The sequence below is a fragment of the Agrobacterium larrymoorei genome (genome assembly GCF_013322225.1).
In the GTDB taxonomy this organism is placed as follows: Bacteria; Pseudomonadota; Alphaproteobacteria; order Rhizobiales; family Rhizobiaceae; genus Agrobacterium; species Agrobacterium larrymoorei_A.
Genome location: NZ_JAAMFB010000003.1, coordinates 39,995 through 66,969, shown reverse-complemented (window position 1 = coordinate 66,969; position 26,975 = coordinate 39,995). Strand labels below are relative to the sequence as shown.

Sequence of the window (26,975 nt, the reverse complement as noted above, 5' to 3'; positions counted from 1 at the left end):
CCGCCGCTACCGTCAGCGATGGAGCGCGACAGCGGCGGCGGCTCATTTTGCTCATTTTGAGCTTTCTTGAAGTCCCCTCTGGACTTGCCAAAGGAGAAGCAGGAAGGGTGCCAACTGGGAAAACGGCTATAATGCCAGTGTTTTTTCAGCTGTTATCTGCGATTGGGTTCAAAAAGACACACCGTCATTGGGCAGAATTTCAGCTTCGCTCAAAAATGAGGCGGAGGTTGTCCTCCGCCTTATCACTTCAGGACAATGCCCGTTTATATCTTGGCGGTCTGTCCTGCCCCGACTTCCCGTGCCCGCTCTTTTCTGTTGTAGCTGATGGAAGACCACAACGAGAGACCGATGAGAGCAGCGCCGCCGAGACCGGTGATGACTTCCGGAATGTGGACAAGGCTCTGCATGTACATGATGACGGAAAGAATGAGGATGGCGTAGAACGCGCCGTGCTCGAGGTAGCGGTATTCGGCCAGCGTGCCCTTCTCGACCAGCATAATCGTCATCGAACGAACATACATCGCGCCGATGCCAAGACCGATGGCGATGATGAAGAGGTTCGAAGTCAACGCGAAAGCGCCGATAACGCCGTCGAAGGAAAAGCTGGCATCGAGCACTTCGAGATAGAGGAACGCTCCGAAGCCGCCTTTTGCGGCACCTTCCAGCATCTGCTGGCTGCGATCCAGAACACCACCGAGAACTTCAACCAGAAGGAACGTCAGAAGACCCCAGATCGCCGAGGTGAAGAACACGTTTGCGGCTTCAGGACCGAGGTCCGGATTTGCACTGTTGCTGATGATGCGCGTGAAGATCAGCATGATGATCAGGACGAAAGCGATCTCGATGCCCTTAATGGACGAATAGGTCGCGATCTTTTCCTCGAACCAACGCACCCAGTGAACGTCTTTCTCGTGATCAAAGAAGAAGCTGAGGCCGACCATCATGAGGAATGTGCCACCGAAAGCAGCGATCGGCAGATGCGCGTCTTTCATGATCTGCGCATAACGATCCGGCTCGGTCGCAGCCATGACCATGGCCGTCCAGGGGCCGACATTGGCGGCAACGACGACGATAAGCAGCGGGAAAACGATACGCATGCCGAAAACAGCGATCAGAATACCCCAGGTCAAAAAGCGATGCTGCCACTCCGGCGTCATGTCTTTCAGCTTGTTTGCATTGACGATGGCGTTATCGAATGACAGCGAAATTTCCAGCACAGCCAGAACCGCACAAATGAAGAAGATCGTGGCCGTACCAGAGACGGTGCCGGTCATTTCCCAGCCAAGCCAGCCGCCTAAAATGAGGCCGACAACGGTGACGATGAAGGCCCACTTGAAATAGGTGAGCGTGGATTTCGTTGCAGTAGACATTACAATGCCCTCCCACTCGAAATACGAACGGGGAATCGGGGAGCAGGCGTGGCAGAAAGCGCACGCATGGAATGCATGGTCAGATTCTTCATGGGTTTAAATCCGCCGGCGTAACAAGCAGGCGGTACCGACATCGCGAGAGCGCCGTAAAACTCTCGCCAGAGGGGCCCGGCACCAAAGTTATTTCCTGACGCCCGATGTCAGGGGCGTGGAATATAACTGTAGTCTCTCAAACTCGTGATTTCGTCAAGGTGAAAGTTGTTTTTTAGTGTCGCAGAAGCGCCCCACCTCAAAAATGCACCACTTTTACGACCCATAGATTGTAAAACAGCTCATCATATCATTCCGAAAAAGAGATAATATTTGTTTCTTGCCTGCGGGCAGACCTTGCTTTAGACAGAGTTCAAAGAACTTTTGCCATCTCTTTGGGAGACCTACATGACCATTTCCTTCGATCTGACCGGCAAGACTGCAATCGTGACCGGAGCGAACACAGGCCTTGGACAAGGCATTGCCACGGCGCTCGCGGGTGCAGGTGCTTCCGTTGCGCTGGTCGGTCGCTCTTCGATGAGCGAGACGGAAGACGCGATTGCGGCCATCGGCGGAAAGTCCCACAGCATCAAGGCCGATCTCTCCTCTATCGGTCCTGTTAACGACGTCGTGGAAGAGACCGTGCGCTGGTCTGGCGGCGCAGATATTCTCGTCAACAATGCTGGCATCATCAAACGCGCCGACGCGCTGGATTTCAGTGAGGCGGACTGGGATGCGGTGATGGACGTGAACCTGAAGACGGTGTTCTTTTTGTCTCAGGCCTTTGCGCGTCATCTTGTGGAAAAGGGCAAGCCCGGCAAGATCATCAACATCGCTTCGCTTCTGTCGTTCCAGGGCGGCATTCGTATTCCGTCCTATACGGCATCGAAAAGCGGGCTTGCCGGTTTGACCCGTCTTCTGGCATGCGAGTGGGCAGCCAAGGGCATCAATGTCAACGCGATTGCGCCCGGCTACTTCGATACCAACAATACCGAGGCGCTTCGTAACGATCCTGACCGTAATTCGGCCATTCTCTCGCGTATTCCCGCTGGTCACTGGGGCAAGCCGGAAGAGCTGGGTGGTGCCGCTGTGTTCCTCGCCTCCAAGGCATCGGATTATGTCCACGGCATCGTACTGCCGGTGGATGGCGGCTGGCTGGCGCGCTAAATCTTAATAGCAGATAGCGACGTGGTTTTAGACCACGTCGCCGAAGGGTTGATCGACAGGCTTCGCCTGCTTTCGCTTCAGAGCGTTTTCGCGGAAGAAGATGTAAAGGCCCGACACCACGATCAGCCCGGCACCGATGACGATACTTGGCTGCGGGACATCCCCGAACATCAGCCAGCCGAACACCACAGCCCACAACAGCAAAGTATATTGCAGCGGCGCGACCGTTGCCGCATCGGCGAGTTTCAGCGCCCGATTGACCAGCACATGCGCCGTCATGGCAACGATACCGAGCAGGCTTAAAAGCCCGAAATCGAAGCCGGAATGAAGCGGCACCCAGCCCGATGGTGTAAACATAACGGCAAATACGCCAGCCACCGCCGCCCCGATGATCTGCCAGAAGGCGAGAACCGTATCCGGCGTATTGCGAAGCTGACGACCCGATAGCATCATGAAGGCGAAGGCAGCACTGCCGAGAATGGAAAACAGCGCAGCACTTGTGAGAGAAGCCGAACTCGGTTTGAGGGCGATCAGGACGCCGATAAAGCCGATGCCGATTGCGGTCCAGCGCCGCCAGCCAACCTTTTCACCCAACAGAAAGGGCGAGAGCGCCGCCACATATATCGGTGCCGCCAGCCAGTAGGTCATGACATCCGCCAGCGGCAGGGCCGTGACGGCAAAGTAAAAGCAGAACAGTTCTGCCGTGGAGAAAAACACACGGGCCACCTGCAAGCCGGGACGCTCGACATTCACCAACCTGGACAGACCGGCCTTCCACAGGATCGGTCCGAGAATGACGATGGCAGCGGCACTTCTGACCAGTACGACCTGACCGAGGCTGTAGGTCGCCACCATCCATTTTCCCAGCGCGTCGTTGAGCGCAAACAGCAGCATGCCAACGAGCATGACCGCAACGCCGAGACCCGTCGGCGAAAGCTGGCGAAGAAAATTTGGCATCTGGTCTTTGAACTCCACGAGAGCGGTTCGCATCCGTTACGACACGCTCGCTCCAACTCCTTGATCCAAAACATGACTTGACGAGCGAACGGGCGAAGTCAAGGTCGCGCAAAGCCCATATTAGCAATCGCCAAGAAATTTAGACTGTCAGAAGCTGCCGCATGGTTTGCTGGAAGCGACGCGAAATTTCCTCACGCCTCACATGGCGGCCGTCCCGCACCATTGCCTTGCCATTGATCCACACCGTGTTCGGTTTTACCAGATTGCCAAAAACCCAGCCATCCAGCAGATGATCGCCTTCGAGATAAGGTGCGTTCTGGATGTTGAGGGAAACGAAATCCGCAGCCCGACCCTCTGAAATCCCGGCCCTAGCGCCCAAGGCCTGCCCGCCACCCGTCAGCGCTGCATCGAATAGCGTGCGGCCGGTAGAACCGTTCGCGGGAGAAATGACATTGCGGGCACGGTGAGCCAAGCGTTGAGAATATTCCAGTTGCCGTAATTCGTCGCCGACGCCGATCAGCACATTGCTATCCGAGCCAATGCCGACAGCCCCCCCTGCTCCCATAAAGGTGGCTGCCGGGAATGTCCCATCGCCAAGATTGGCTTCGGTAATGGGGCATAGCCCTGCGACAGCACCGCTTTTTGCAACACCCGTCGTCTCGGCATCGGTCATATGGGTGGCGTGGATCAGGCACCAGCGATCCGTCAGATCGGCATTCTCCATCAGCCACTCCACCGGACGTTTGCCGGACCAAGCCATGCAGTCTTCGACCTCTTTAACCTGTTCGGCAATATGAATGTGGACAGGCGCATCGGGTGCAAAACCGGCGGCGAACGCCAATTCCTCCGGCGTCACCGCGCGCAAGCTGTGCGGTGCCACGCCGACGATGCTCTGAGGCAGAGCGGAGGCCGCCCTCTGGCATCCTTCGAACAGGCGCGCGAAGCTGTCCGTGGAATTGATGAAACGCCGCTGGCCTTCCACGGGCTCCATTCCGCCAAAGCCGGAGTGGGCGTAGAGCACCGGCAGCAGCGTCAGCGCGATACCCGTTTCCGATGCTGCCGATGCGATGCGTTCTGCCAGTTCGGCAATATTGGCATAATGCCCGCCGTCCCTATCGTGATGCATATAGTGGAACTCGCCAACGCGACCGAAGCCCGCTTCCAGCATTTCCACATAAAGCTGAGCAGCAACCGCTTCCATCTGATCCGGTGTCATCGTGAGCGCGAATTTGTACATCAGTGTGCGCCAGCTCCAGAAGCTGTCTTCCGTCGTGCCGCGCGTTTCGACCATGCCAGCCATTGCCCGCTGAAAAGCGTGGCTGTGAAGGTTCGGCATGGCAGGAACAATGACCTTATACTGCTCATCCCCTACCGCTGCTGCAGCGCCAACCTGCAGCGAAATGATCTTTCCCTCCGCGATTTCCATACGGACGTTCTTTGCCCAGCCCTCTGACAAAAAAGCAGTTTCAGCGTGAACGATCATTCCGGGCCTCCAAAATTCATCTGCGGCTCTTGCCTCTCCCTCTATTATGTATATACATATTAAACACAAGGGAAGGGAAATTTCGGCATGACAGGCAGCGGTATTTCAGAAAATAACAGCGTTTCGCTGTGGCGGAATGCCCGTATTGCAACCCTTGATCCGGCGAAGTCCGGGCTGGGCGAGATCGAATATGGTGCTATCGCCACCCTAAATGGCCGCATCGCTTTCGTCGGCGCTGAGCAAGGCATGCCGGAGCAATATAAAAACGCTGCCGATACGTTCGATTGCGACGGTCGCTGGATCACACCGTCTCTGATCGACTGCCACACCCATCTCGTTTTCGGCGGCAACCGCGCCATGGAATTCGAAATGCGCCTCAATGGCGCAAGCTATGAGGACATCGCTAAAGCTGGCGGCGGCATCGTATCATCTGTAAGCGATACCCGCGCCTTGTCCGAGGATGAGCTGTCCGCACAGGCCCTGCCGCGTCTGGATACGCTATTGGCAGAGGGCGTTTCGACGGTCGAAATCAAATCGGGCTATGGGCTCGATATCGAGACGGAACTGAAAATGCTGCGGGTCGCCCGCAGGCTTGAAACCCTGCGGCCCGTGCGGGTCGTTACCAGCTATCTCGCCGCCCACGCAACGCCCGTCGAGTACAAGGGCCGCAACGCTGATTACATAGCAGACGTTGTACTGCCCGGACTGGAACGAGGCCATGCAGAGGGGCTGATCGATGCAGTCGATGGCTTTTGTGAAGGTATCGCTTTCTCCACTGACGAAATTCGTGCTGTCTTCGAAAAGGCGAAAGCGCTTGGTCTTCCGGTAAAACTGCATGCGGAGCAGCTTTCCAATCTTGGCGGTTCGGCACTTGCAGCGTCCTACGGCGCGCTTTCTGCCGATCATCTCGAATATCTGGACGGGGATGGCGCAGCGATCCTGGCAAAGACGGGAACCGTTGCCGTGTTATTGCCGGGCGCGTTCTATGCACTGCGGGAAAAGCAACTTCCCCCGGTTCAGGCATTGCGCAATGAAGGCGCGCACATCGCGCTTGCGACGGACTGCAACCCCGGCACGTCGCCGCTGACCTCGCTGCTCTTGACCATGAACATGGGCGCCACGCTTTTCCGCCTGACAGTCGAAGAATGCCTGACGGCAACGACACGCAATGCGGCTAAAGCTCTTGGGCTCCTCGCTGAGACCGGCACGCTGGAGGCTGGCAAGTCGGCTGATTTCACTATCTGGGATATCGAGCGCCCCGCCGAGCTCGTCTACCGCATCGGCTTCAATCCGCTTTTTGCCCGCATCTACAAGGGACGGACCCTATAATGACGATTACTCTTTATCCCGGCACTGTTTCGCTTGATCTGCTGGCAGACATCTACTGGAACAACGGTGCTGCGAAACTCGACCGTTCTTTCGATGCGGGCATTGAAAAAGCCGCAAACCGCATTGCGGAAATCGCTGCGGGCAATGCGCCCGTTTACGGTATCAATACCGGTTTTGGTAAACTGGCATCGATCAAGATCGATGCCGCGGATGTGGCGACGCTTCAGCGCAATCTTATTCTCTCGCACTGCTGCGGCATTGGCGCGCCACTGCCGGAAAACGTCGTTCGCCTCATCATGGCGCTCAAGCTGATTTCGCTTGGTCGAGGCGCGTCCGGCGTCCGCTTGGAACTGGTGCGGCTGATCGAAGGCATGTTGGAGAATGGCGTCATTCCGCTAATTCCCGAGAAGGGTTCGGTCGGTGCGTCGGGCGATCTCGCGCCGCTTGCCCATATGGCAGCGGTGATGATGGGCGAAGGCGAAGCGTTTTTCGGCGGGCAGCAGCTTGCGGCAAGTGAGGCGCTGGCGAAGGCTGGCTTGAAGCCGGTCGTGCTGGCCGCGAAGGAAGGCCTTGCACTGATCAATGGCACGCAAACCTCTACGGCGCTTGCGCTGGCGGGACTGTTCCGCGCCCACCGTGCCGCTCAGGCTGCGCTGATCACTGGCGCACTTTCCACCGATGCAGCCATGGGTTCCTCCGCACCGTTCCATCCCGACATCCACACACTGCGCGGCCACAAGGGGCAGATCGATGCGGGTGCCGCGCTGCGCAATCTTCTGGAAGGCTCGGAAATCCGCGTCAGCCATATCGAAGGCGATGAGCGCGTACAGGACCCCTACTGCATTCGCTGCCAGCCGCAGGTGGATGGCGCTTGCCTCGACCTGTTGCGGCAGGTGGCGAGAACACTGGAAATCGAAGCCAATGCGGTAACCGATAATCCGCTGGTGCTTTCCGACAATTCCGTGGTCTCCGGCGGCAATTTCCATGCGGAGCCGGTGGCCTTCGCCGCCGACCAGACGGCGCTCGCGATCTGCGAAATCGGAGCCATCGCCCAGCGCCGTATCGCGCTACTGGTTGACCCTGCGCTCTCCTATGGCCTGCCTGCCTTCCTTTCCAAAAAACCGGGCTTGAATTCCGGTCTGATGATCGCGGAAGTCACGTCAGCCGCATTGATGAGTGAAAACAAACAGATATCGCATCCGGCGTCGGTGGACTCTACCCCGACCTCCGCCAATCAGGAAGACCATGTGTCCATGGCTTGCCATGGTGCACGACGCCTGTTGCCCATGACAGAGAACCTCTTCGCCATCCTTGGCATCGAGGCGCTGTCTGCTGTTCAGGGCGTTGAACTGCGCGGCCCGCTGAAGACCAGCCCGGAACTTCAAAAGGCAATGGGCGTGGTTCGTGGCGTCGTTCCATCGCTGGACGACGATCGCTACATGGCGCCGGATTTGAAGGCGGCATCCGATCTCATCGCATCTGGCGCACTAATCGCGGCAATCTCGGATGGCATTCTGCCAAGGCTGGAGGCATAAGATGTCGGTTTTCGAAGTCCATCAGGGCTCTTCTCCAGTCATTTTGGGATTGCCACATACCGGCACGGACGTACCTGCAGAGATTTGGGAGCGTTTGAACGACAATGGCAAGCTGCTGGCGGACACGGATTGGCATATTCACGAGCTTTATGCCGGTCTTCTTGCTGATTCCACGACAGTCCGCGCCACATTCCACCGGTATGTCATAGATGCCAATCGCGATCCGGCTGGTGTCAGTCTTTACCCTGGCCAGAACACGACCGGCCTCGTTCCCGAAACAGATTTTGACGGCGAGCCCATCTGGAAGCTAGGCGAAGAGCCGACCGAGGCGGATGTTGCCCATTGCCTTCAGCACTTCCATGCGCCGTATCATGCCGCGCTCTTGGCGGAGATAGAGCGCGTAAAGGCGATCCATGGCGTTGCCATCCTCTATGATTGCCACTCGATCCGCTCGCAGATCCCCTTCCTTTTCGAGGGCAAGCTGCCGGATTTCAACATCGGCACGGATATGGGCAAGACCTGCGATCCAGCGTTAGAAGACGCCGCCGTCGATGTCGCCGCCAAGGCCGAGGGCTACACGTCCATTCTCAATGGCCGCTTCAAGGGCGGATGGACCACGCGCCACTATGGCCAACCGAAAAACGGAGTCCACGCCATTCAGATGGAACTGGCGCAATCGACCCATCTTGCAACGGAAGCTCCACCCTTTGCCTACGACGAGGAAAAGGCCGAACAGCTTCGCACCCACCTCAAAACCATTCTGACGCGCATGGAAGATTTTGCGCTCGCCTCCAAACACTAAGAGGAAATCATCATGACCAATCCGCGCCACAATGAACGCGAAGTCCGCAGCCCCACCGGCACCGAACTCACCGCCAAAAGCTGGATGACCGAAGCGCCGCTGCGCATGCTTATGAACAATCTGGACCCAGATGTGGCCGAGCGTCCACATGAACTGGTCGTTTACGGCGGCATCGGTCGCGCCGCCCGCACCTGGGAAGATTTCGACCGTATCGTTGCGACGCTGAAGGATCTAAACGAGGACGAGACCCTGATGGTGCAGTCCGGCAAGCCTGTCGGCGTGTTCCGCACCCACAAGGACGCGCCGCGCGTGCTGATCGCCAACTCCAACCTCGTACCGCACTGGGCAACATGGGAGCATTTCAACGAACTGGATAAAAAGGGTCTGGCTATGTACGGCCAGATGACTGCCGGTTCCTGGATTTACATCGGCACCCAGGGCATCGTGCAGGGCACTTATGAAACCTTCGTGGAAGCCGGTCGCCAGCATTATGACGGCAACCTCACGGGTAAGTGGATCCTGACCGGTGGTCTTGGCGGCATGGGCGGCGCGCAGCCGCTGGCAGCCGTTATGGCCGGCGCCTGCTGCCTAGCCGTGGAATGCGATGAGACCCGCGTCGATTTCCGCCTGCGCACCCGTTATCTCGACGCCAAGGCGCACACGCTGGATGAGGCGCTGGCGCTGATCGACCAATGGACCAAGGCGGGCGAGGCGAAATCTGTCGGCCTGATCGGCAATGCCGCAGAAATCTTCCCCGAGCTGGTCAAGCGGATGAAAGCCGGTAGCGTGCGCCCAGATATCGTCACCGACCAGACTTCGGCGCATGATCCGATTCACGGCTATCTGCCCGTTGGCTGGACAGTTGCCGAGTGGCGGGCCAAGCAGGAGAGTGATCCGAAAGCCGTCGAAGCAGCCGCCCGCGCCTCGATGAAGGTGCAGGTTCAGGCTATGGTGGATTTCTGGAATTCAAGTGTGCCGACGCTGGATTACGGCAACAACATCCGTCAGGTCGCCAAGGAAGAGGGCTTCGAAAACGCCTTCGCCTTCCCCGGTTTCGTTCCCGCCTATATCCGCCCGCTGTTTTGCCGTGGCATCGGTCCGTTCCGTTGGGCAGCACTCTCCGGCGACCCCGAGGACATCTACAAGACCGATGCCAAGGTGAAGGAACTGTTGCCCGATAACAAGCATCTGCACAACTGGCTGGATATGGCGCGCGAACGAATCGCCTTTCAGGGTCTTCCCGCCCGCATCTGCTGGGTCGGTCTTGGTGATCGCCACCGCCTCGCGCTTGCTTTCAACGAAATGGTCAAAAACGGCGAGTTGAAGGCTCCAGTCGTGATTGGTCGCGACCATCTCGATAGCGGCTCCGTGGCCTCTCCAAACCGCGAAACGGAAGCGATGAAGGACGGTTCAGACGCCGTATCCGATTGGCCGCTGCTCAATGCGCTGCTGAATACTGCCTCTGGTGCGACTTGGGTTTCGCTGCATCACGGCGGCGGTGTTGGCATGGGCTTTTCCCAGCACTCCGGCGTCGTCATCTGTGCCGATGGTACCGACGATGCCGCTCGTCGTCTGGAGCGCGTGCTCTGGAACGATCCTGCAACGGGCGTCATGCGCCATGCGGATGCCGGTTACGACATCGCGCTGGATTGCGCCAAGGACAAGGGCCTGCGTCTTCCCGGCATTCTGGGTAACTGATCTCATGCAGGTGTTACGCGCCAGCGATTACAAACGTATGCCCTGGAAGAACGGCGGCGGGGAGACGGTGGAAATCGCCGTCTTTCCTCCTCACGCTACGGTCGATGATTTCGACTGGCGCATCAGCATGGCGACCGTTGCCAACGATGGGCCTTTCTCGGCTTTTCCCGATATAGATCGAACGCTATCGATCTTGAACGGGAACGGTATGACGCTCGCAATTCATGGTTCGGACCTGGTCTTTCTGACGACGGGCAGCGATCCACTGAGTTTCGCTGCTGATGTTCCAGTCGATGCGACCCTGGCCAGCGGACCGATTACCGATCTCAACGTTATGACCCGTCGTGGAAGGTTTAGCCACAGCGTGGAAAGAGTTTTCGGGCCTTTTAAAGGCTTGCCAGAAATGGAGACTGAAATCGTTTTCGTCCTCTCCACAGGTCCGATTTCCATTTCCTCTCAGGGCAAAGGCATTGAGTTGGGGCCACTGGATGCAGTGATCATAGATGGTCCGTTAGAGGCTCACTGTGAAAACATCGTCAGCTATATTATTCGACTGAAAGCTGTCTGAATTGCCCTACAGGAAGATACGTCGCTCCCTCGCGACACTCTCCTGCAGGAATTCCACCACAGTCTTGACGCGTGCCAGTTGCCGGGCGGTTTCATGAAAAGCGGTCCAATAGGATCGGCGGATCGAAAGCTCAGGTAGAAGCTTTACGAGATCGGCATCTCCACGCGCGATATAATCGTGCAGAATTCCAATACCTGCGCCTGATCGCACAGCCTCCGTCTGACCAATTGCGCTGGAAATGGCGAAGCTCGCATCCCAGTCCCGCATCACTTCCCCGGTGAAATTCAGCGAAGGCGAAAAAATCAGGTCTTCCACATAACCGATCCGGCGGTGCGCTCTCAGAGCCTCGACCGTTTCAGGCTCACCGTGCTCCTCCACGTAGTTCTTCGAAGCATAGAGGCCGAGCGAATAGTCCGTTAGCTTGGAAAACACCAGACGTCCCTGCTCCGGTCGTTCGATGGTGATCGCGATATCCGCTTCGCGCTGGGAAAGCGAGAACGAGCGCGGCACGGGCACAAGTTCAATTTTCAATTCCGGATGAAGGGCCGTCAGCGTTCCGAGCCGAGGCGCTAGGAAAGAAACACCGAAACCATCCGGCGCACCCACCCTGACCGTACCACTGATTGCCGCGTCACCACGGCCAAGGCTTGCCTGAACCGCCAGCATTTCGGTTTCCATACGCTCTGCTGAGAGTAGAAACCGGCTGCCTTCCTCCGTCAGCACGCATCCCGTCGTCGTTCGCACCAGGAGTTGGTTACCCAATGCAGCTTCCAGCGCAGAAACCCGCCGGCTGAGCGTTGCGTGGTTGACGCCAAGTGATTTGGCAGCAGCCAGAAACTGGCCGCTACGCGCTACGTTGAGGAAAACACGCACATCGTCCCAGTTCACCGCCAGATCCCTATGTTTATTTTTGCACAACAGATGATTATTCCGAGTCATTGCTTTGTGCAACTCAAAGGACGAATGTGGCACCACAGAATAACTCGGAGGAAAACCATGAGAGAGATCGGCCATTTCATAAACGGCAAGCGCGTCGCAGGCACGAGCGGTCGCACATCCGACGTCTTCAATCCGGCGACGGGTGAAGTGCAGGCAAAGGTGGCGCTTGCCAGCGACGCTGAAATTCTGGCAGCGGTTGAAAGTGCCAAAGCGGCTCAGCCCAAGTGGGCAGCGACCAACCCGCAGCGCCGCGCACGCGTCTTCTTCAAGTTCGTGGAACTGCTGAACCAGAACATGGACGAACTCGCCACCCTGCTTTCCAGCGAACATGGCAAGACGGTAGACGATTCCAAGGGTGACATCATCCGCGGTCTCGAAGTCTGCGAATTCGTGTGTGGCATTCCTCATCTTGCGAAGGGTGAGTTTACCGAAGGTGCTGGTCCGGCAATCGACATGTATTCAATCCGCCAGCCGGTCGGTATCGGCGCTGGCATTACGCCATTCAACTTCCCCGCCATGATCCCGATGTGGATGTTTGCCCCCGCGATTGCGTGCGGCAACGCGTTTATTCTGAAGCCATCCGAACGTGATCCGTCCCTTCCGATCCGCCTTGCAGAACTTCTGATCGAAGCCGGACTTCCCGCCGGTATTCTTAACGTCATCAATGGCGATAAGAGCGCGGTGGACGGCATTCTGACCAACCCGGATATCGGCGCTGTCTCTTTCGTCGGCTCCACTCCTATCGCACGCTATGTTTATGGCACCGCTGCCATGAACGGCAAGCGCGCCCAGTGCTTCGGCGGCGCGAAGAACCACATGATCATCATGCCGGATGCTGATCTCGATCAGGCGGTCAGCGCGCTGATGGGTGCGGGATATGGTTCTGCCGGTGAGCGTTGCATGGCGGTTTCCGTTGCGGTGCCAGTGGGCGAAGAGACAGCCAATCGTCTGGTCGCAAAGCTCATTCCGCAGATCGAAGCTCTCAAGATCGGCCCTTATACAGACGATAAGGCCGATATGGGCCCACTGGTGACCAAAGAAGCGCAGGCCCGAGTCAAAGGTCTGATCGATAGCGGCGTCGAACAGGGTGCAGAACTTCTCGTCGATGGTCGCGACTTCAAGCTTCAGGGTTATGAGGACGGCTATTTCGTGGGCGGCTGCCTGTTCGACCACGTGACGCCGGACATGGATATCTATAAGCAGGAAATCTTCGGACCGGTTCTTTCTGTCGTTCGCGCCAAGAACTATGAGGACGCACTCGATCTGCCGATGAAGCACGAATATGGTAACGGCGTCGCCATCTTCACTCGCGACGGTGATGCCGCCCGCGATTTTGCTTCCCGGATCAACATCGGCATGATCGGCGTCAACGTTCCGATCCCGGTTCCGCTTGCCTACCACTCCTTCGGCGGCTGGAAAGCGTCTAGCTTCGGTGACCTCAACCAGCATGGCACGGATTCGATCAAGTTCTGGACGAAGACCAAGACCGTCACGGCGCGCTGGCCATCTGGCATCAAGTCCGGTGCAGAATTCGTCATGCCGACGATGAAATGATGCCAGATGATCGTCTGTCTGTGCGTCCTCGCGGCACTTCGTTTGCTGCGGGCGCACGGGCTGGCATCAAATCCGGCGCAGAATTCGTCATGCCGACGATGAAGTAAGGAAAAAAAGCAAAAAGCCCGGATCGCTCCGGGCTTTTTTATTTAAAGACTTCCGACTTTATTCGGCGTCGCTCTTATAGAGCATTTCCAGCGTCGGGATCGACGTGATGTTGAAGCCGCAGTCGACGTAATGACATTCGCCGGTGACGCCGCGAGACATGTCCGAAAGCAGGTACAACGCAGAACCGCCGATATCATCGATATCCGCCGTACGGCGAAGCGGCGAGTTGTTCTTGTTCCAGGAATAGATCGCACGCGCGTCCGAGATACCGGCACCCGCAAGCGTGCGGACCGGACCGGCGGAGATCGCGTTGACGCGGATGTCCTTCGGGCCGTAATCGGCTGCGAGATAGCGCACGGATGCTTCGAGAGCTGCCTTTGCCACGCCCATGACGTTGTAGTTCGGGATAACACGCTGGGAACCGTTATAGGTCAGCGTCAACATCGAACCGCCTTGCGTCATCAGACCAGCGGCACGCTTGGCGATCTCTGTAAAGGAGAAGCACGAGATGACCATGGTACGGCTGAAGTTTTCACGCGAAGTATCTGCGTACAGGCCCTTCAATTCGTTCTTGTCGGAAAATCCGATGGCATGAACGACGAAGTCGATGGAGCCCCAGCGTTCGCCGAGGGTCGCAAACAGCGCGTCGACGGAGGCGATGTCTTCCACGTCGCAGGGTACGATGAAGTCCGAGCCAAGCTCGGCAGCAAGCGGCTTCACGCGCTTGCCAAGCGCTTCACCCTGATAGGTGAAAGCCAGCTCTGCGCCTTGTGCGGCCAGCGCCTTGGCGATGCCCCAGGCAATAGAGTGATTGTTTGCGACGCCCATGATGAGGCCGCGTTTTCCCTGCATGATGCCGTTCATGGGCAATTATCCGTTATAGCGCTGGAAGACCAGCGTGGCGTTCGTGCCGCCAAAGCCGAAGGAGTTGGAAAGGACGGTGTCGATCTTCGCATTATCGATGCGCTTGCGAACAATGTTCACGCCCTCGAATTCGGGATCGAGCGTTTCGATATGCGCGCTTTCGCCGATGAAGCGTTCCTGCATCATCAACAGGCCGTAGATCGATTCCTGCACACCGGCAGCACCGAGCGAGTGGCCAGTCAGCGACTTGGTAGACTGGACGTGCGGGCTATTGGCGCCGAAAACTTCGCGGATCGCGCCGATTTCCTTGCTGTCGCCAACCGGCGTGGAAGTGCCGTGGGTGTTGATGTAATCGACATCGCCCTTCACGGTGGAGAGTGCTTGACGCATGCAGCGGATCGCGCCCTCGCCGGATGGAGCAACCATGTCGTAGCCGTCAGAGGTTGCGCCGTAACCGACGATTTCCGCGTAGATCTTCGCGCCGCGTGCCTTGGCATGTTCCAGCTCTTCCAGAACCAAGACGCCAGCGCCGCCTGCGATGACGAAGCCATCACGGTTGGCGTCATAGGCGCGCGAGGCGACAGACGGCGTTTCGTTATACTTGGAAGACATGGCGCCCATGGCGTCGAACAGGTTCGACATGGACCAGTCGAGGTCCTCATGGCCACCGGCGAACATGATGTCCTGCTTGCCCCACTGGATCATTTCAGCGGCATTGCCGATGCAGTGCGCAGAAGTCGAGCAGGCCGACGAGATCGAGTAGTTGACGCCATGGATCTTGAACCATGTTGCAAGCGTGGCAGACGCTGTCGACGACATCGCCTTTGGCACGACAAAGGGACCAACGCGCTTGGGACTTTTGTTCTTTAACGTAATATCGGCGGCTTCCACGATAGCTCGGGTGGATGGGCCGCCCGAACCCATGATGATACCGGTGCGTTCATTGCCGCTGATATCCCCCTCTTCCAGACCGGAATCGGCGATCGCCTGCTTCATGGCGACATGGTTCCAGGCTCCGCCCTGACTGAGAAAGCGCATGGCGCGGCGATCAACCAGATCGGCTGGATCCAGCGATGGCTTGCCCCAAACCTGACATTTGAAGCCGTGTTCGGCAAAATCCGGTGAGAATGAAATGCCGGATTTGGCGTCTCTAAGGGAAGCGGTAACTTCTGCGGCATCGCTGCCGATAGATGAAACGATACCGAGGCCGGTGACTACAACTCTTCTCATGAAGTTGACCTTTTCTTTCGTTGGCCGCCTGGCAACGCAGTAGCGTCGCCGTCCCGTTAAAGGATACTAGGCGGTCTTTTCCTTCGACAGACCGACGCGCAGGTCGCTCGCCTGATAAATGGTTTCGCCATCGGCCTTCAACCAGCCATCGGCAGTGCCGAGAACGAGGCGGCCGCGCATGACGCGCTTGAAATCGATGCCGTATTGCAAAAGCTTCGTTTCCGGGCGAACCATGCCTTTGAACTTCACTTCGCCGGTGGAAAGAGCCATGCCGCGACCGGGCTCACCCAGCCAGCCAAGGAAGAAGCCCGTCAACTGCCACATGCCGTCAAGACCAAGGCAGCCGGGCATGATGGGGTTGCCTTGGAAGTGGCACGGGAAGTACCAGTCATCCGGCTTCACATCGTATTCAGCACGAATAAATCCCTTGTCGAACTCGCCGCCGGTTTCGGAAATCTCTGTGATGCGGTGAACCATCAGCATGGGAGGCAGAGGAAGTTGCGCATTGCCTGGGCCGAACAGTTCGCCTCGGCCGCATGCCAGAATTTCCTCGTAGTTATAGCTCGATTGCCTCGTTGCCATGTGCTTCCGCTTCCCATCTAATCGCGTTGTCGAACTTCTGTAGAGCAAGTCGGGCACAAATTGAAGCGCCGCTAGCGCGGCATGACAATTCCCGCCGCGACCTGCCACGAAAGTCCTGCCTTACATGGCGCCCGCATACAGTAAGCGTAAGAGCTGAACCAGAGAAAATTTACAAAAACCCCCGTTTTGCCGCCAATTGACGAAGTCGCGACGCCGGAAACTATTGAAAGGACTGCCTGTAAAAGATATATGCTTGAAAAAGGGTATTCTGTAAGAGTTCTTGGAAAGCGCGCTGAATGGCATTCGACGCCACATTGGATATTGGTACACGGCTACGCCGTTTTGGACTGCGTCCCACTCGCCAGCGCATTGCGCTGGGTGATTTGCTGTTTGCCAAGGGCGACCGCCACCTGACCGTCGAGGAACTGCACGACGAGGCTGTGACCGCCGGTGTTCCGGTATCGCTGGCCACCGTCTACAACACGCTGCACCAGTTCACCGAGGCTGGTCTCATCCGCGTACTGGCAGTCGAAGGTGCAAAAACCTATTTCGATACCAACGTTTCCGACCACCACCACTTCTTCGTGGAAGGCGAGAACGAGGTTCTCGATATCCCGCTCAACAATCTGGAAATCGGCAACCTTCCTGAACCGCCGGAAGGCATGGAAATCGCACATGTCGACGTGGTTATCCGTCTTCGCCGCAAACGCGGCTGATCAGGAAAATCGTATCATTTGTCGACAAGGCGCCTGCGGGGCGCCTTTTGTTTGCTTACATCACATCTTCCGGTGGTCTTCCGGGACGGGTGCGGTATGGCGGGAAGGTCCAGCCGAACAGCAACGCCCCGCTTCTAATGCCGAAGGCCGTCAGCACGCCCGCCGTCGATGCGATGAAGAGCGAAAGCCCAAGGAAATGGGCAGCCGTAAACACACAGGCACCAGCCAGCGCGCAACTGATGTAGATTTCAGGTCGTAGCAGCACGGATGGTTCTCCGGCGAGAACGTCACGCAGGACACCGCCGAATGTGGCGGTCATCATGCCGGTCACGATGGCAACCGTTGGCGAACCCGTCGCGGCAAGCCCCTTCGCGGCACCCATCACGCAATAGGCCGACAGACCAATCGCATCGAGCCAGAGCAGCAGCTTGTAACGCGATTCCATCAGGTGAGCGGTGAAATAGACCAGCAGGGCAACGCCCGCGCAGACGAGAATATAGGTGGGGTTGATCACCCAAAAGACCGGAGAGCGGCCAAGCACCAGATCGCGCAACGTGCCGCCGCCGATACCTGTCGCTGCAGCGAAGAACAGGAAACCGATCAGGTCCAGCTGTTTGCGGGAAGCGGCAAGTGCGCCCGTTGCGGCAAAGACGGCGACCCCTGCATAGTCGAGGAAAGCCAGAAGGGTCATGAAAGCGCTCTCCTCAGATCAGCGAAGCGGTCAGTGTGACGCAAGGGCGGCATCCTATAATTTGCGCCGAACCAGCTTTCGCATAAATAGCGAAAAGAAATATAAAAGGAAAATGCCGTGAAACGCCTTCTCTCAGCAATGCTTTACGCACTTGTGCTTATTGCCATGCCGACGGCAGCGCTTGCCCAGCAGCAACTGATAAGCGATCCGGAAATCTACGAGAAGGACTTTTTTCGCAAGGAGTGCAGCGTCGCCGAGTTCGGTCCGGAGTTTCTAAAGCGGCTCGATATCAATAATGATGGGCTGATGGATGTCGTGACCGATCGCGGCGCATTGACGTGTGACGGAAATAAAAGCACGAGCTGCGACGAGGAAGGCTGCCCGTATAATTTCTATGTTCAGGTCAAGGAAGGCGGCTATCTGCTGATCGCGACCGCGAAAATCTACGGCTATGATTTCGTGAAGCGCTTCGGCAACATGGTTTTCGTGTTGAAAATGGCCCCGCGCTATTGCGACCGTAGCGACAGCGCCCCTTGCGAGATGACCGTGCGCGTTCGCGGCACCAAATTCGTGACGATTTCCAGAAAATAAGCAAGCCTGATCGGGCCAGCACAAAAATCAATGGCGCGTTAAAATCACAAAATCATTTTCTTCACCCTGCTATGCTGCTAGGCGCATGTGGAATTTTGAAAGATGAGGTTTTCGTGAAACAGGCAATCATCGTTATGGGCGTGAGCGGCTGCGGCAAATCGACCGTCGGCGCAGAGCTTGCAGAAAAGCTGGGTATTCCGTTTCAGGAAGGCGATAGGCTTCATCCGCCTGCCAATGTTGAGAAGATGAGCGCCGGCACTCCCCTGACCGATGACGACCGTTGGCCGTGGCTCGATCTCGTCGGGGCGGAGTTGCGCAAGGGTTTTGAAGCTGGCGGCGTAGTGATTTCGTGCTCGGCGCTGAAGAAATCCTATCGTGACCGGCTGCGCGCAGCGACCGGCGGACCTCTGTACTTCGTATATCTTGAAGGCAGCATCGAACTGCTAACGCAGCGCATGGGCGCGCGCGAAGGTCACTTCATGCCGCTTTCACTTTTGAAGACACAGCTCGATACACTGGAAGTACCGACCGGCGAACCGGGCGTTGTGACGGTTGATATCGATGCGACACCGGAAGACATCGTCGACAACGCGCTAAAGGGTCTGAAAGCACTATAGTCCCAGCCTGTCACGCAGGCCGTACCACCACGCACCCAGCATGGTGAGCGGCACGCGGAACGTCTTGCCGCCCGGGAACGGAAAGTTCGGCAGTGACGACCAGACGTCGAAACGTCCAGAGTGACCGGCCACCGCCTCTGCCAGAATACGACCGAGCAGTTGTGTGGTTGTCACACCATGGCCGCTATCGCCGTGGGAGAAGTAGATATTGTCCGACAGCCTGCCGATATGCGGAATACGGGTGAGCGTCAGCGCGAAATTGCCGCTCCACGCAAAATCGATCTTCACGTCCTTCAATTGCGGAAATGTCTTCAGCATATTGGGACGAATGACGCCGGTGAGATCTGCCGGATCGCTGCCGCCATAACCGATGCCGCCGCCGTAAAGCAGGCGGTTATCGGAGGTGCGACGGTAATAATCGAGAATGTAATTGGCATCCTCGACGCAGTAATTCGCAGGCAACAACTCTTCTATCAGCGCCGCATCGAGCGGTTCCGTCGCCATGACCTGGCTGGACACCGGCATCATGCGATCACCGATCTGCGGCAGTAGCTTTCCGAGGTATGCATTGCCGCAAACGAGGACATATTTTGTCGATACCTTACCATGTGGCGTGCGCACCACCGGGTTCTGGTCCTGCTCCACATCGATTACGCGGGAGTTTTCAAAAATGCGACCACCGAGTTTTTCCAGTGCAGCAGCTTCACCAAGCACGTAATTCAGCGGATGGATATGTCCACCGAAGCGGTCGATCATGCCGCCCGCATAGCGGTCGGACTTCACATATTTTCCGACCTCGGACTTGGACACCATTTCCAGACCGGAATGGCCGTGCTTCTCCCAATTGGCCTTATTGGCCGCCATTTCCTTGATCTGTTTTGGCGTAAACGCTGCGAAGAAACCGCCGTCCACCAAGTCGCAGTCGATGCCGTATTTCGCCACACGCTCGCGGATGATCTGCCCGCCTTCCAGCGACATTTCACCCAGCTTCACGGCCTTCTCATGCCCATAGCGACCGGCAATCGTCTCGAGATCGCGGCTATAGCCATTGACGATCTGTCCGCCATTGCGGCCCGATGCGCCGAAGCCGATGCGCTCGCTTTCCAGCACGATGACGGAAAAGCCCTTCTCTGTCAGTTCCAGCGCTGCCGATAGGCCGGCAAAGCCTGCGCCGATAACGCAGATGTCCGCCTGCATCTCACCTTCCAGCATCGGGCGAACGCTCTTGTCGTTAGCGGATGCCGCGTACCAAGAGGATGTGTGTCCGGGATTTGGAAGCGTCGTTACATGAGCCATCTCACACCGTCCTGATATAGGCGTCGTATTCCACATCGGTGACGCGCAGGGAGAATTCGGAGATTTCCTGCTGTTTGCAGGCTGAATAGAGGGTCCTGTAGCGCTGACCCAACGTGGCATAGGCAAAGCTGGAGCGGGCAAAGCGCTGCACGGCATAATCCCAATTGGTGGGCAAAGGCTCATGGTTAATCGCGTGGCTGTCGCCGGAAATCGCCCCGCCCGGGTGGCGCTTTTCCTTCATGCCTGCCAATGCGGCGCTAAGGATCATGGCCAGCACGAGATAGGGATTGGTATCGGCGCCGGCAACCCGGTGCTCGATACGGGTCGCGGGCTTGCTGGCGGTGATGACACGCACGGCGGCGGAGCGATTGTCGACACCCCAGGAGGCATAGGTCGGCGCATGTTCGCTGGGGCGCAGGCGGCGATAGGAATTGGCATGCGGGGCAAACACCGCCATGCTTTCCCCCATATTTTCCAGAAGCCCGCCGACGGAATGCATCAGCGCTTCGGATGGGCCGTTTTCGCCCGCATAGATATTGTGGCCATCCTTATCCAGCACCGAAAAATGCACATGCATGCCGTTTCCGGCCTGCACGCCATAGGGCTTGGCCATGAAGGTGGCGTCATAGCCATGCTTGCGCGCCACGCCCTTGACGATGCGTTTGAGGAACACCGCGAAATCTGCCGCCTGAAGCGCGTCCGGCACATGGTTGAGATTGATCTCATATTGACCGGGACCGTTTTCCCGCAGCGTGGTATCGGCAGCCACCTTTTGCGCGCGGCAGGCGGTGGCGATATCGTGGAACACCTCTTCGAAATCCTGCAGCTCCGAGATCGATAGCACTTGCGTCTGGCCCGTATGCCAACGCCCTTCGCGACTATTGGGCGGACGAACGGGATCGAGCGCGGAACGTATCGGATCGATGAGGTAGAATTCCAGCTCTGTAGCGACGACGGGTGTCAGGCCGCGCTTGGTAAAGCCTGCCAAAACCTGCGAGAGAACGTGTCTGGGATCGGCGAAAAATCCTACCCCTTCCGCATCCCTCATGGCAAGCAGCACCTGCGCAGTGGGACGACCGAGCCAGCTTACCCGCGATAGCGTTCCGGGCACCGGGAAGCAGAGGCCGTCGGGGTCGCCGGTTCCTTCGGCGAGACCAGCAGCGTTGACATCTCGCCCCCAAATATCCAGCGCGTAGACGGAACGAGGCACAGCCATGCCTTTTTCCAGCACGTCCAGCGCTCTGTCACGCGGAATCCATTTGCCACGCGGCACGCCGTTAACGTCGATGACGAAGGCTTCGAGGATCTCAATGTCAGGGTTCTGTTCAAAAAATGTCTTTGCGTCTTCGATATCGGCCATCATTTACCAGAATGTTGTTTTCGTTCCTGCTGCGGGCGACACGCCGCTAACGAAAAGCATCCTGCTGCTGATAGATCAGATATCGCGCCATCATCGCCCCATGCAAATTCTCTGCCAAGCCATGTTAGTTAAGCTTTTTCAGGAAGGCCAGCCGTTTTTCGCTCATGGATTGAAACGATCCGGCCCATATGCGTGGATAGGAATGACCGGGGCTTCACCGAGCATCGCTTCCGCCAGCACGCGACCTGTGATCGGCCCCAGCGTCAGCCCATGATGGGCATGGCCGAACGCGAACCACAGATCCCTGTGCCGTGGAGCCTTTCCTATGATTGGCATCATGTCCGGCGTGCAGGGACGTGAACCCATCCATGGTTCGGCATCCAGCCGTTCCCCGAGCGGAAATATGCCGCGTGCAACATGTTCCGCACGAAATAGCTGGACGGGGGATTTCGGTGCGTCCCGCTCTGCAAACTCCGCCCCCGTGGTAAGGCGGATGCCCTTTGCCATCGGTGCGAGAAAGTAACCGCGATCCGCATCGATCAGCCAGTTGTTGAGCTTTGCGCCATCCTTTGGTGCATAGTGCATGTGGTAGCCGCGTTTCACGCCGAGAAGGAAGCGATAGCCAAGCTTCGTCGTCACCACATCCGCCCAGGGGCCTAATGCGACCACCGCGCTTTTCGCCTCGATCAACCCTTCCTGCGCGCGAACGCTCCAGCCGGATGCGGTTTGCGAAAGCGTTGCGGCATCGCCCTTGACGACAGTGCCGCCGAGGCTTTCGAACAGACGCACATAGGCCATGGTCAGGCCATGCGGATCCAGCACGGACCATGGATCGTTCCACTTCAAGGCGCCGATGAAATCCTTCGAAAGATGCGGTTCTGCGTCCGCCAGCTGTTGCCTGTCGAGTGTGGTGTAGGAAATCCTGAAATCCCGCGCCAGACGCTCGGCTTCAGCAATATCCCTGTCGCGGGTTTCCGAACTGCGAAAGGCTTTCATCCAGCCGTTCTTGACAATCAGATCGCCCGCCTTTGCCTCCTCGATCAAAGCGCTGTGCTCGGAAATGGAATGTTCGATGAGCGGTGCATAGGCGCGGGTGATGGCCGCGTGGCGGGTCGGCGTGGAATGATACCAGTAGCGCGCAAGAAACGGAGCGATCTTGGGAAAAGCGATCTTGTGATAATGGGCGTCGATGCGGTTGTTCAGCGAGTATCGGGCCAAAAGGCCTAGATTTTGAGGGAAACTATAGGGGACGACTCCTTCTCGCTGGATCAGACCGGCATTACCGAAGGAGGTCTCCTCCCCCGGACCACGACGATCCAAAAGCACGACGGTCTTGCCGCGCCTTGCCAATTGCAGAGCAACCGAAACACCGATGATCCCGGCACCCAATACGATTACATCCGCTGCCATCTATGCTACCTGCCTCCTTCATTCCTGATAGGAAACATGGCGCGACGGCTGTTTCAAAGCAACCGCCCCGGCACAGATTATTGGCTGACGGCAGCCGTCTGGACCGCCTCGATATTGAATGCAGCTGCCATCAGCGCACGGGTGTAATCTTCCTTTGGTGCCTCGAATATCGCCTTTGCCGGTCCGCTTTCGACGATCTTGCCGTGGCGCATCACGATCACCTCATTGGCAAGCGCTTTCACCACCTTCAGATCGTGACTGATGAAGAGATAGGCGAGCTCATGCCTGGCCTGTAAATCCCGCAGCAAATCCACCACCTGCGCCTGCACGCTCATATCCAGCGCCGAGGTTGGTTCATCCAGCATGACGAACCGAGGTTTGAGCACCATGGCGCGGGCGATGGCGATACGCTGCCTCTGCCCGCCGGAAAACTCGTGCGGATATCGCCAGCGGGTTGCGGTATCGAGCCCGACTTCCTCAAGCGCCTGCGCCACGCGCCTGTCCCGCTCCCCGAAGGACAGGGACTTCTCATGCACCCGCAGACCTTCGGCAATGATGTCGCCGACCGACATGCGTGGGCTGAGGGAGCCGTAAGGGTCTTGAAACACCACCTGAAGCCGGTTTCGGAGCGGCTTCATCATGGCATATGAGTAGCTATCGATGGATTGGCCGATGAAGCTGATGCGGCCTTTGGACAAAATGAGCCGCGAAAGCGCGAGGCCTAGCGTCGTTTTGCCGGAACCGGACTCGCCCACGACGCCAACCGTTTGCCCTGCGCGGAGCGTGATATCGATGCCATCAACCGCCTTAACGTGATCCACCACCTTGCGCATCAGCCCGGCCTTGATCGGGAACCAGACCTTGATGTCATCTCCCTGCATGACGACAGGCTTGGTGTCATCGGCAGGTGGCGGCTCGCCCTTCGGTTCTGCGGCAAGAAGGTGGCGGGTGTAGGCGTGCTGCGGATCGGTAAACACCTGTTCCACCGTTCCGGTCTCAACAATTTTGCCCTTGGTCATCACACAGACGCGGTCAGCGAATTTGCGCACGATACCGAGATCATGGGTGATGAACAGCATGGACATGCCGTGCTGGTTCTTCAACTCACCCAGAAGCTCAAGGATTTGCGCCTGCACCGTCACGTCCAGCGCGGTCGTGGGCTCGTCAGCGATCAGCAACTTGGGGCGATTGGCGAGCGCCATCGCGATCATCACACGCTGGCGCTGGCCACCGGAAAGCTCATGCGGATAGGCTTTCAGACGTTTTTCCGGCTCGCGAATGCCGACCTGATTGAGCAGTTCGAGAATACGTTTGCGCGCCTCGGCACCGGTGATCGCCTGATGCAATTCCAGAATCTCGCCGATCTGCCGCTCGATGGAGTGCAGCGGGTTGAGCGAGGTCATCGGCTCCTGAAAGATCATGGTGATATCGTTGCCGCGCACGGCGCGAAGCTCACGCACCGATGCATGCAGCAAATCCTTGCCTTCGAACAGGATTTTCCCGGAAGGGTGGCTTGCGGCGGGATAGGGCAACAGTTTGAGAATCGAGTTGGCCGACACCGACTTGCCAGAACCGGATTCGCCGACCAGCGCCACGATTTCGCCGGGCATGATATCGAAGGATACGCGGTCAACAGCAAGGCTTTCCTTGCCGCCCTGATGGAAGGCAACGGAGAGATCGCGGACTGAAATGAGAGGAGCGGTCATTTGATCCTTTGCGGCACTCATCGGAATGTCTTTCGCGGATCGAAGGCATCGCGCACCGCCTCACCCACGAAGATCAGCAGCGAAAGCATGATCGACATGGTGAAGAAGGCCGTCAGCCCGAGCCATGGCGCTTGAAGATTATTCTTGCCCTGGGCAATCATCTCACCCAGTGAAGGCGAGCCCGGGGGCATGCCGAAGCCGAGGAAGTCGAGCGACGTCAGCGTTGTGATCGAGCCGGACAGGATGAAAGGCAGGAAGGTCAGCGTCGCTACCATGGCATTGGGCAGCAGATGCCGGAACATGATCGTGGCATTGCCGACGCCAAGGGCGCGTGCAGCATTTACATACTCGAAGTTTCGCGCCCGCAGAAACTCCGCGCGCACCACCCCGACGAAGCCGACCCATGAGAATAGCAGCATGATGCCGAGCAGCACGAAGAAGCCGGGCGGCATGATGGCGGCTATGATCAGCAGGATGTAGAGCACCGGCATGGAGGACCAGATTTCGATGAAACGCTGCATCAAAAGGTCCGTCCAGCCACCGAAGTAACCTTGGACGGCACCCGCGGTCACGCCGACGACGGCGGAGGCGACGGTGAGCGCCAGCCCGAACAGCACCGAAATGCGAAAGCCATAGATGATGCGAGAGGCAACATCTCGCGCCTGATTGTCCGTGCCGAGCCAGTTGAGGTTGCCGAGCGTGCAGCCGGGGTCTGCCGCGCCCTGCGGATAGCCCGAGCATCGCTCCTGCTCATCCATCAGCCAGAAAGGCCGGGTCGGCGCGGAATGCGGAATGTTGGAGTTCACCGTCTGGTAGGAATAGCGGATCGGTGGCCAGATCATCCAGCCATTGGCGTTAATTTCATCCTGAATGAAAGATGATTTGTAATCCGTCTGCGCAAGGAAGCCACCGAATTTCTCCTCCGGGTAATCCACCATGACAGGAACCAGAATCTCGCCCTTGTAGGAGGCGATTATCGGTTTGTCGTTGGCCAGAAACTCCGCGCCAAGACTGAGACCGAAGAGAACGAGGAAAATCCAGATGGACCAGTATCCGCGACGGTTGGCTTTGAAATTTTGCCAGCGACGAACGCTGGTCGGCGAAAACCACGGGCGTTTTTGCGGCTGCACCACATCGCTGGAAGAGGTGGACACGCTCATCACACATCCCTCCGCTCGAAGTCGATGCGCGGATCGATCCAGGTGTAGATGAGGTCCGATATGAGGCTGACGACGAGGCCCATCAGCGAGAAAATGAACAGCGTTCCAAACACAATCGGGTAATCACGATTGACGACGGAGAGATAGCCGAGGCGGCCAAGTCCATCGAGCGAGAAGATGTTTTCGATGAGCAACGAACCGGTGAAGAAGGCGGAAATGAATGCGCCGGGAAACCCAGCGATGACGATCAGCATCGCGTTTCGGAAGACGTGGCCGTAAAGCACCTTGCGCTCCGACAGGCCCTTGGCGCGGGCGGTGACTACATACTGTTTCTTGATCTCATCGATAAAGGAGTTCTTGGTGAGCAGCGTCGTCGTGGCGAAGGCTGACAGGACCAGGGCCGTCAGCGGCAGCGCCAGATGCCAGAAATAGTCGATGATCTTCTGCCACCATGTCAGATCGGCAAAATTATCCGAGGTCAGGCCGCGAAGCGGGAACCAGTCGAAAAACGAGCCGCCAGCGAGCAGCACAATGAGCAGAATACCGAACAGGAAGCTCGGCACCGCATAGCCGATGATAATGATGCCGGAGGTCCAGACGTCGAATTTCGAGCCGTCTTCCGTCGCCTTCTTGATGCCGAGCGGAATGGAGATGGCGTAAGAGATGATGAGAATCCAGAAGCCGAGCGAGATCGATACCGGCAGCTTGTGGATAATGAGGTCGATAACGGAGGAATTGCGGAAGAAACTGTCGCCGAAGTCGAAGCGAATGTAATTCCACATCATGTCCAGAAAGCGTGTCAGCGGTGGCTTGTCGAAACCGAACTGCTTTTCAAGCTTGGCGATGAGCTCCGGGTCCAACCCCTGCGCGCCGCGATAACTCGAACCGCTCTCATCAAAGCCCCCACCCTGGCCAACAAGATCACCACCGCCGGAAAGACGGTCGGAAGCACTGTCCCCGGAACCGGAAAGCTGGGCAACGACCTGCTCCACCGGGCCGCCGGGTGCGAATTGGATGACGAGGAAGGAAATGCCCATGATGCCGATGATGGTCGGTATCATAAGCGCTAAGCGCCGCAGAATATAGGCTCCCATCAGATGGCCCGCTTCGCTGAAATGGGTGTAGCTGTCGTCCGGTTCGTCAAACCGTTTCCTTTCCGCCAAGTCACCAGAGCGACCTGTTCGATGATTCGTAATTGTCCATGTGAATCAA

At 57.6% G+C, this 26,975-nt stretch carries 24 protein-coding genes; 10 read left to right on the top strand and 14 right to left on the bottom strand.

All coding sequences use genetic code 11. The features are described 5' to 3' along the window. Positions 1-263: 263 nt before the first annotated feature. Entirely contained in the window at positions 264-1,370 is a 1,107-nt protein-coding gene (locus G6L28_RS00720; protein ID WP_174061863.1) for a DUF475 domain-containing protein, read from the bottom strand. 438 nt (positions 1,371-1,808) lie between these two features. Between G6L28_RS00720 and kduD the strand changes: the two genes are divergently transcribed. Next, on the top strand, positions 1,809-2,567 hold the full coding sequence (gene kduD / locus G6L28_RS00715; protein ID WP_174061862.1) for a 2-dehydro-3-deoxy-D-gluconate 5-dehydrogenase KduD: 759 nt from the start codon (positions 1,809-1,811) through the stop codon (positions 2,565-2,567). A gap of 27 nt (positions 2,568-2,594) precedes the next feature. Here kduD and G6L28_RS00710 read toward each other — a convergent pair whose 3' ends face one another. Continuing rightward, complete coding sequence (locus tag G6L28_RS00710; RefSeq protein WP_174061861.1) at positions 2,595-3,524, bottom strand: DMT family transporter; 930 nt, start codon at positions 3,522-3,524, stop codon at positions 2,595-2,597. A gap of 139 nt (positions 3,525-3,663) precedes the next feature. Further along, positions 3,664-5,007 (bottom strand): formimidoylglutamate deiminase, encoded by a 1,344-nt coding sequence (locus tag G6L28_RS00705; RefSeq protein WP_174061860.1) that lies wholly within the window; start codon positions 5,005-5,007, stop codon positions 3,664-3,666. A gap of 87 nt (positions 5,008-5,094) precedes the next feature. Between G6L28_RS00705 and hutI the strand changes: the two genes are divergently transcribed. Genes hutI through G6L28_RS00680 form a run of 5 tightly spaced genes read left to right on the top strand, consistent with a single transcriptional unit; the run spans position 5,095 to position 10,939 of the window. Next, positions 5,095-6,336 (top strand): imidazolonepropionase, encoded by a 1,242-nt coding sequence (gene hutI, locus G6L28_RS00700; protein WP_174061859.1) that lies wholly within the window; start codon positions 5,095-5,097, stop codon positions 6,334-6,336. Further along, a complete protein-coding gene (hutH, locus tag G6L28_RS00695; protein ID WP_174061858.1) occupies positions 6,336-7,871 on the top strand; it encodes a histidine ammonia-lyase in 1,536 nt (511 codons plus the stop codon). Before hutI ends, hutH begins: the two co-directional genes overlap by 1 nt. Position 7,872: 1 nt before the next feature. Next, positions 7,873-8,673, top strand: coding sequence for an N-formylglutamate deformylase (hutG, locus tag G6L28_RS00690; RefSeq protein WP_174061857.1), 801 nt, complete (start codon positions 7,873-7,875; stop codon positions 8,671-8,673). Positions 8,674-8,685: 12 nt separating this feature from the next. Then, the gene (hutU, locus tag G6L28_RS00685) at positions 8,686-10,371 is read left to right on the top strand and encodes a urocanate hydratase (protein WP_174061856.1); all 1,686 of its coding nucleotides are present in this window, start codon (positions 8,686-8,688) and stop codon (positions 10,369-10,371) included. Positions 10,372-10,375: 4 nt separating this feature from the next. Further along, positions 10,376-10,939, top strand: a complete 564-nt coding sequence (locus G6L28_RS00680) for a HutD/Ves family protein (protein ID WP_174061855.1) — start codon at positions 10,376-10,378, stop codon at positions 10,937-10,939. A 6-nt stretch (positions 10,940-10,945) separates the two neighbouring features. On the opposite strand, the gene G6L28_RS00675 is transcribed toward G6L28_RS00680, so the two are convergent. Beyond that, a complete protein-coding gene (locus G6L28_RS00675; RefSeq protein ID WP_174061854.1) occupies positions 10,946-11,827 on the bottom strand; it encodes a LysR substrate-binding domain-containing protein in 882 nt (293 codons plus the stop codon). A gap of 108 nt (positions 11,828-11,935) precedes the next feature. Between G6L28_RS00675 and G6L28_RS00670 the strand changes: the two genes are divergently transcribed. Next, positions 11,936-13,432 (top strand): CoA-acylating methylmalonate-semialdehyde dehydrogenase, encoded by a 1,497-nt coding sequence (locus tag G6L28_RS00670; protein ID WP_174061853.1) that lies wholly within the window; start codon positions 11,936-11,938, stop codon positions 13,430-13,432. A 165-nt stretch (positions 13,433-13,597) separates the two neighbouring features. Here G6L28_RS00670 and fabI read toward each other — a convergent pair whose 3' ends face one another. From fabI to fabA, 3 genes are all read right to left on the bottom strand, one after another. Next, complete coding sequence (gene fabI, locus G6L28_RS00665; RefSeq protein WP_174061852.1) at positions 13,598-14,404, bottom strand: enoyl-ACP reductase FabI; 807 nt, start codon at positions 14,402-14,404, stop codon at positions 13,598-13,600. Between the two features lie 6 nt (positions 14,405-14,410). After that, complete coding sequence (gene fabB / locus G6L28_RS00660; protein ID WP_174061851.1) at positions 14,411-15,634, bottom strand: beta-ketoacyl-ACP synthase I; 1,224 nt, start codon at positions 15,632-15,634, stop codon at positions 14,411-14,413. Between the two features lie 66 nt (positions 15,635-15,700). Next, positions 15,701-16,216, bottom strand: coding sequence for a 3-hydroxyacyl-[acyl-carrier-protein] dehydratase FabA (gene fabA, locus G6L28_RS00655; protein ID WP_062451528.1), 516 nt, complete (start codon positions 16,214-16,216; stop codon positions 15,701-15,703). A 296-nt stretch (positions 16,217-16,512) separates the two neighbouring features. Between fabA and irrA the strand changes: the two genes are divergently transcribed. Beyond that, positions 16,513-16,932, top strand: a complete 420-nt coding sequence (irrA, locus tag G6L28_RS00650) for an iron response transcriptional regulator IrrA (protein WP_174061850.1) — start codon at positions 16,513-16,515, stop codon at positions 16,930-16,932. A gap of 55 nt (positions 16,933-16,987) precedes the next feature. Here the strand turns inward: irrA and G6L28_RS00645 are convergent, their stop codons facing one another. Beyond that, on the bottom strand, positions 16,988-17,623 hold the full coding sequence (locus G6L28_RS00645) for a trimeric intracellular cation channel family protein (RefSeq protein ID WP_174061849.1): 636 nt from the start codon (positions 17,621-17,623) through the stop codon (positions 16,988-16,990). A gap of 117 nt (positions 17,624-17,740) precedes the next feature. Here G6L28_RS00645 and G6L28_RS00640 point away from each other — a divergent pair, with 117 nt between their 5' ends. Both G6L28_RS00640 and G6L28_RS00635 read left to right on the top strand, forming a co-directional pair. After that, positions 17,741-18,214 (top strand): hypothetical protein, encoded by a 474-nt coding sequence (locus G6L28_RS00640; protein ID WP_174061848.1) that lies wholly within the window; start codon positions 17,741-17,743, stop codon positions 18,212-18,214. A gap of 134 nt (positions 18,215-18,348) precedes the next feature. Continuing rightward, on the top strand, positions 18,349-18,831 hold the full coding sequence (locus G6L28_RS00635; RefSeq protein ID WP_174062021.1) for a gluconokinase: 483 nt from the start codon (positions 18,349-18,351) through the stop codon (positions 18,829-18,831). Here G6L28_RS00635 and G6L28_RS00630 read toward each other — a convergent pair. From G6L28_RS00630 to G6L28_RS00605, 6 genes are all read right to left on the bottom strand, one after another. After that, positions 18,826-20,127, bottom strand: coding sequence for an NAD(P)/FAD-dependent oxidoreductase (locus tag G6L28_RS00630; RefSeq protein WP_174061847.1), 1,302 nt, complete (start codon positions 20,125-20,127; stop codon positions 18,826-18,828). The genes G6L28_RS00635 and G6L28_RS00630 overlap by 6 nt on opposite strands. Before the next feature lies 1 nt (position 20,128). Then, complete coding sequence (locus G6L28_RS00625) at positions 20,129-21,490, bottom strand: glutamine synthetase family protein (protein ID WP_174061846.1); 1,362 nt, start codon at positions 21,488-21,490, stop codon at positions 20,129-20,131. A 159-nt stretch (positions 21,491-21,649) separates the two neighbouring features. Then, entirely contained in the window at positions 21,650-22,897 is a 1,248-nt protein-coding gene (locus G6L28_RS00620; RefSeq protein WP_174061845.1) for an NAD(P)/FAD-dependent oxidoreductase, read from the bottom strand. A gap of 77 nt (positions 22,898-22,974) precedes the next feature. Continuing rightward, positions 22,975-24,603 (bottom strand): ABC transporter ATP-binding protein, encoded by a 1,629-nt coding sequence (locus G6L28_RS00615; RefSeq protein ID WP_174062019.1) that lies wholly within the window; start codon positions 24,601-24,603, stop codon positions 22,975-22,977. Positions 24,604-24,620: 17 nt separating this feature from the next. Beyond that, on the bottom strand, positions 24,621-25,763 hold the full coding sequence (locus G6L28_RS00610; RefSeq protein WP_174061844.1) for an ABC transporter permease: 1,143 nt from the start codon (positions 25,761-25,763) through the stop codon (positions 24,621-24,623). Continuing rightward, entirely contained in the window at positions 25,763-26,857 is a 1,095-nt protein-coding gene (locus tag G6L28_RS00605) for a microcin C ABC transporter permease YejB (protein ID WP_174062020.1), read from the bottom strand. The genes G6L28_RS00610 and G6L28_RS00605 overlap by 1 nt, the downstream gene beginning before the upstream one ends. Positions 26,858-26,975: the final 118 nt, after the last annotated feature.

Excerpts from the sequence above, each read along its gene's own strand:
- G6L28_RS00720 (WP_174061863.1), bottom strand. The coding sequence starts at position 1,370 with ATGTCTACTGCAACGAAATCCACGCTCACCTATTTCAAGTGGGCCTTC.
- kduD (WP_174061862.1), top strand. The coding sequence starts at position 1,809 with ATGACCATTTCCTTCGATCTGACCGGCAAGACTGCAATCGTGACCGGA.
- G6L28_RS00710 (WP_174061861.1), bottom strand. The coding sequence starts at position 3,524 with ATGCCAAATTTTCTTCGCCAGCTTTCGCCGACGGGTCTCGGCGTTGCG.
- G6L28_RS00705 (WP_174061860.1), bottom strand. The coding sequence starts at position 5,007 with ATGATCGTTCACGCTGAAACTGCTTTTTTGTCAGAGGGCTGGGCAAAG.
- hutI (WP_174061859.1), top strand. The coding sequence starts at position 5,095 with ATGACAGGCAGCGGTATTTCAGAAAATAACAGCGTTTCGCTGTGGCGG.
- hutH (WP_174061858.1), top strand. The coding sequence starts at position 6,336 with ATGACGATTACTCTTTATCCCGGCACTGTTTCGCTTGATCTGCTGGCA.
- hutG (WP_174061857.1), top strand. The coding sequence starts at position 7,873 with ATGTCGGTTTTCGAAGTCCATCAGGGCTCTTCTCCAGTCATTTTGGGA.
- hutU (WP_174061856.1), top strand. The coding sequence starts at position 8,686 with ATGACCAATCCGCGCCACAATGAACGCGAAGTCCGCAGCCCCACCGGC.
- G6L28_RS00680 (WP_174061855.1), top strand. The coding sequence starts at position 10,376 with ATGCAGGTGTTACGCGCCAGCGATTACAAACGTATGCCCTGGAAGAAC.
- G6L28_RS00670 (WP_174061853.1), top strand. The coding sequence starts at position 11,936 with ATGAGAGAGATCGGCCATTTCATAAACGGCAAGCGCGTCGCAGGCACG.
- fabI (WP_174061852.1), bottom strand. The coding sequence starts at position 14,404 with ATGAACGGCATCATGCAGGGAAAACGCGGCCTCATCATGGGCGTCGCA.
- fabB (WP_174061851.1), bottom strand. The coding sequence starts at position 15,634 with ATGAGAAGAGTTGTAGTCACCGGCCTCGGTATCGTTTCATCTATCGGC.
- fabA (WP_062451528.1), bottom strand. The coding sequence starts at position 16,216 with ATGGCAACGAGGCAATCGAGCTATAACTACGAGGAAATTCTGGCATGC.
- irrA (WP_174061850.1), top strand. The coding sequence starts at position 16,513 with ATGGCATTCGACGCCACATTGGATATTGGTACACGGCTACGCCGTTTT.
- G6L28_RS00645 (WP_174061849.1), bottom strand. The coding sequence starts at position 17,623 with ATGACCCTTCTGGCTTTCCTCGACTATGCAGGGGTCGCCGTCTTTGCC.
- G6L28_RS00635 (WP_174062021.1), top strand. The coding sequence starts at position 18,349 with ATGGGCGTGAGCGGCTGCGGCAAATCGACCGTCGGCGCAGAGCTTGCA.
- G6L28_RS00630 (WP_174061847.1), bottom strand. The coding sequence starts at position 20,127 with ATGGCTCATGTAACGACGCTTCCAAATCCCGGACACACATCCTCTTGG.
- G6L28_RS00625 (WP_174061846.1), bottom strand. The coding sequence starts at position 21,490 with ATGATGGCCGATATCGAAGACGCAAAGACATTTTTTGAACAGAACCCT.
- G6L28_RS00620 (WP_174061845.1), bottom strand. The coding sequence starts at position 22,897 with ATGGCAGCGGATGTAATCGTATTGGGTGCCGGGATCATCGGTGTTTCG.
- G6L28_RS00615 (WP_174062019.1), bottom strand. The coding sequence starts at position 24,603 with ATGACCGCTCCTCTCATTTCAGTCCGCGATCTCTCCGTTGCCTTCCAT.
- G6L28_RS00610 (WP_174061844.1), bottom strand. The coding sequence starts at position 25,763 with ATGAGCGTGTCCACCTCTTCCAGCGATGTGGTGCAGCCGCAAAAACGC.
- G6L28_RS00605 (WP_174062020.1), bottom strand. The coding sequence starts at position 26,857 with ATGGGAGCCTATATTCTGCGGCGCTTAGCGCTTATGATACCGACCATC.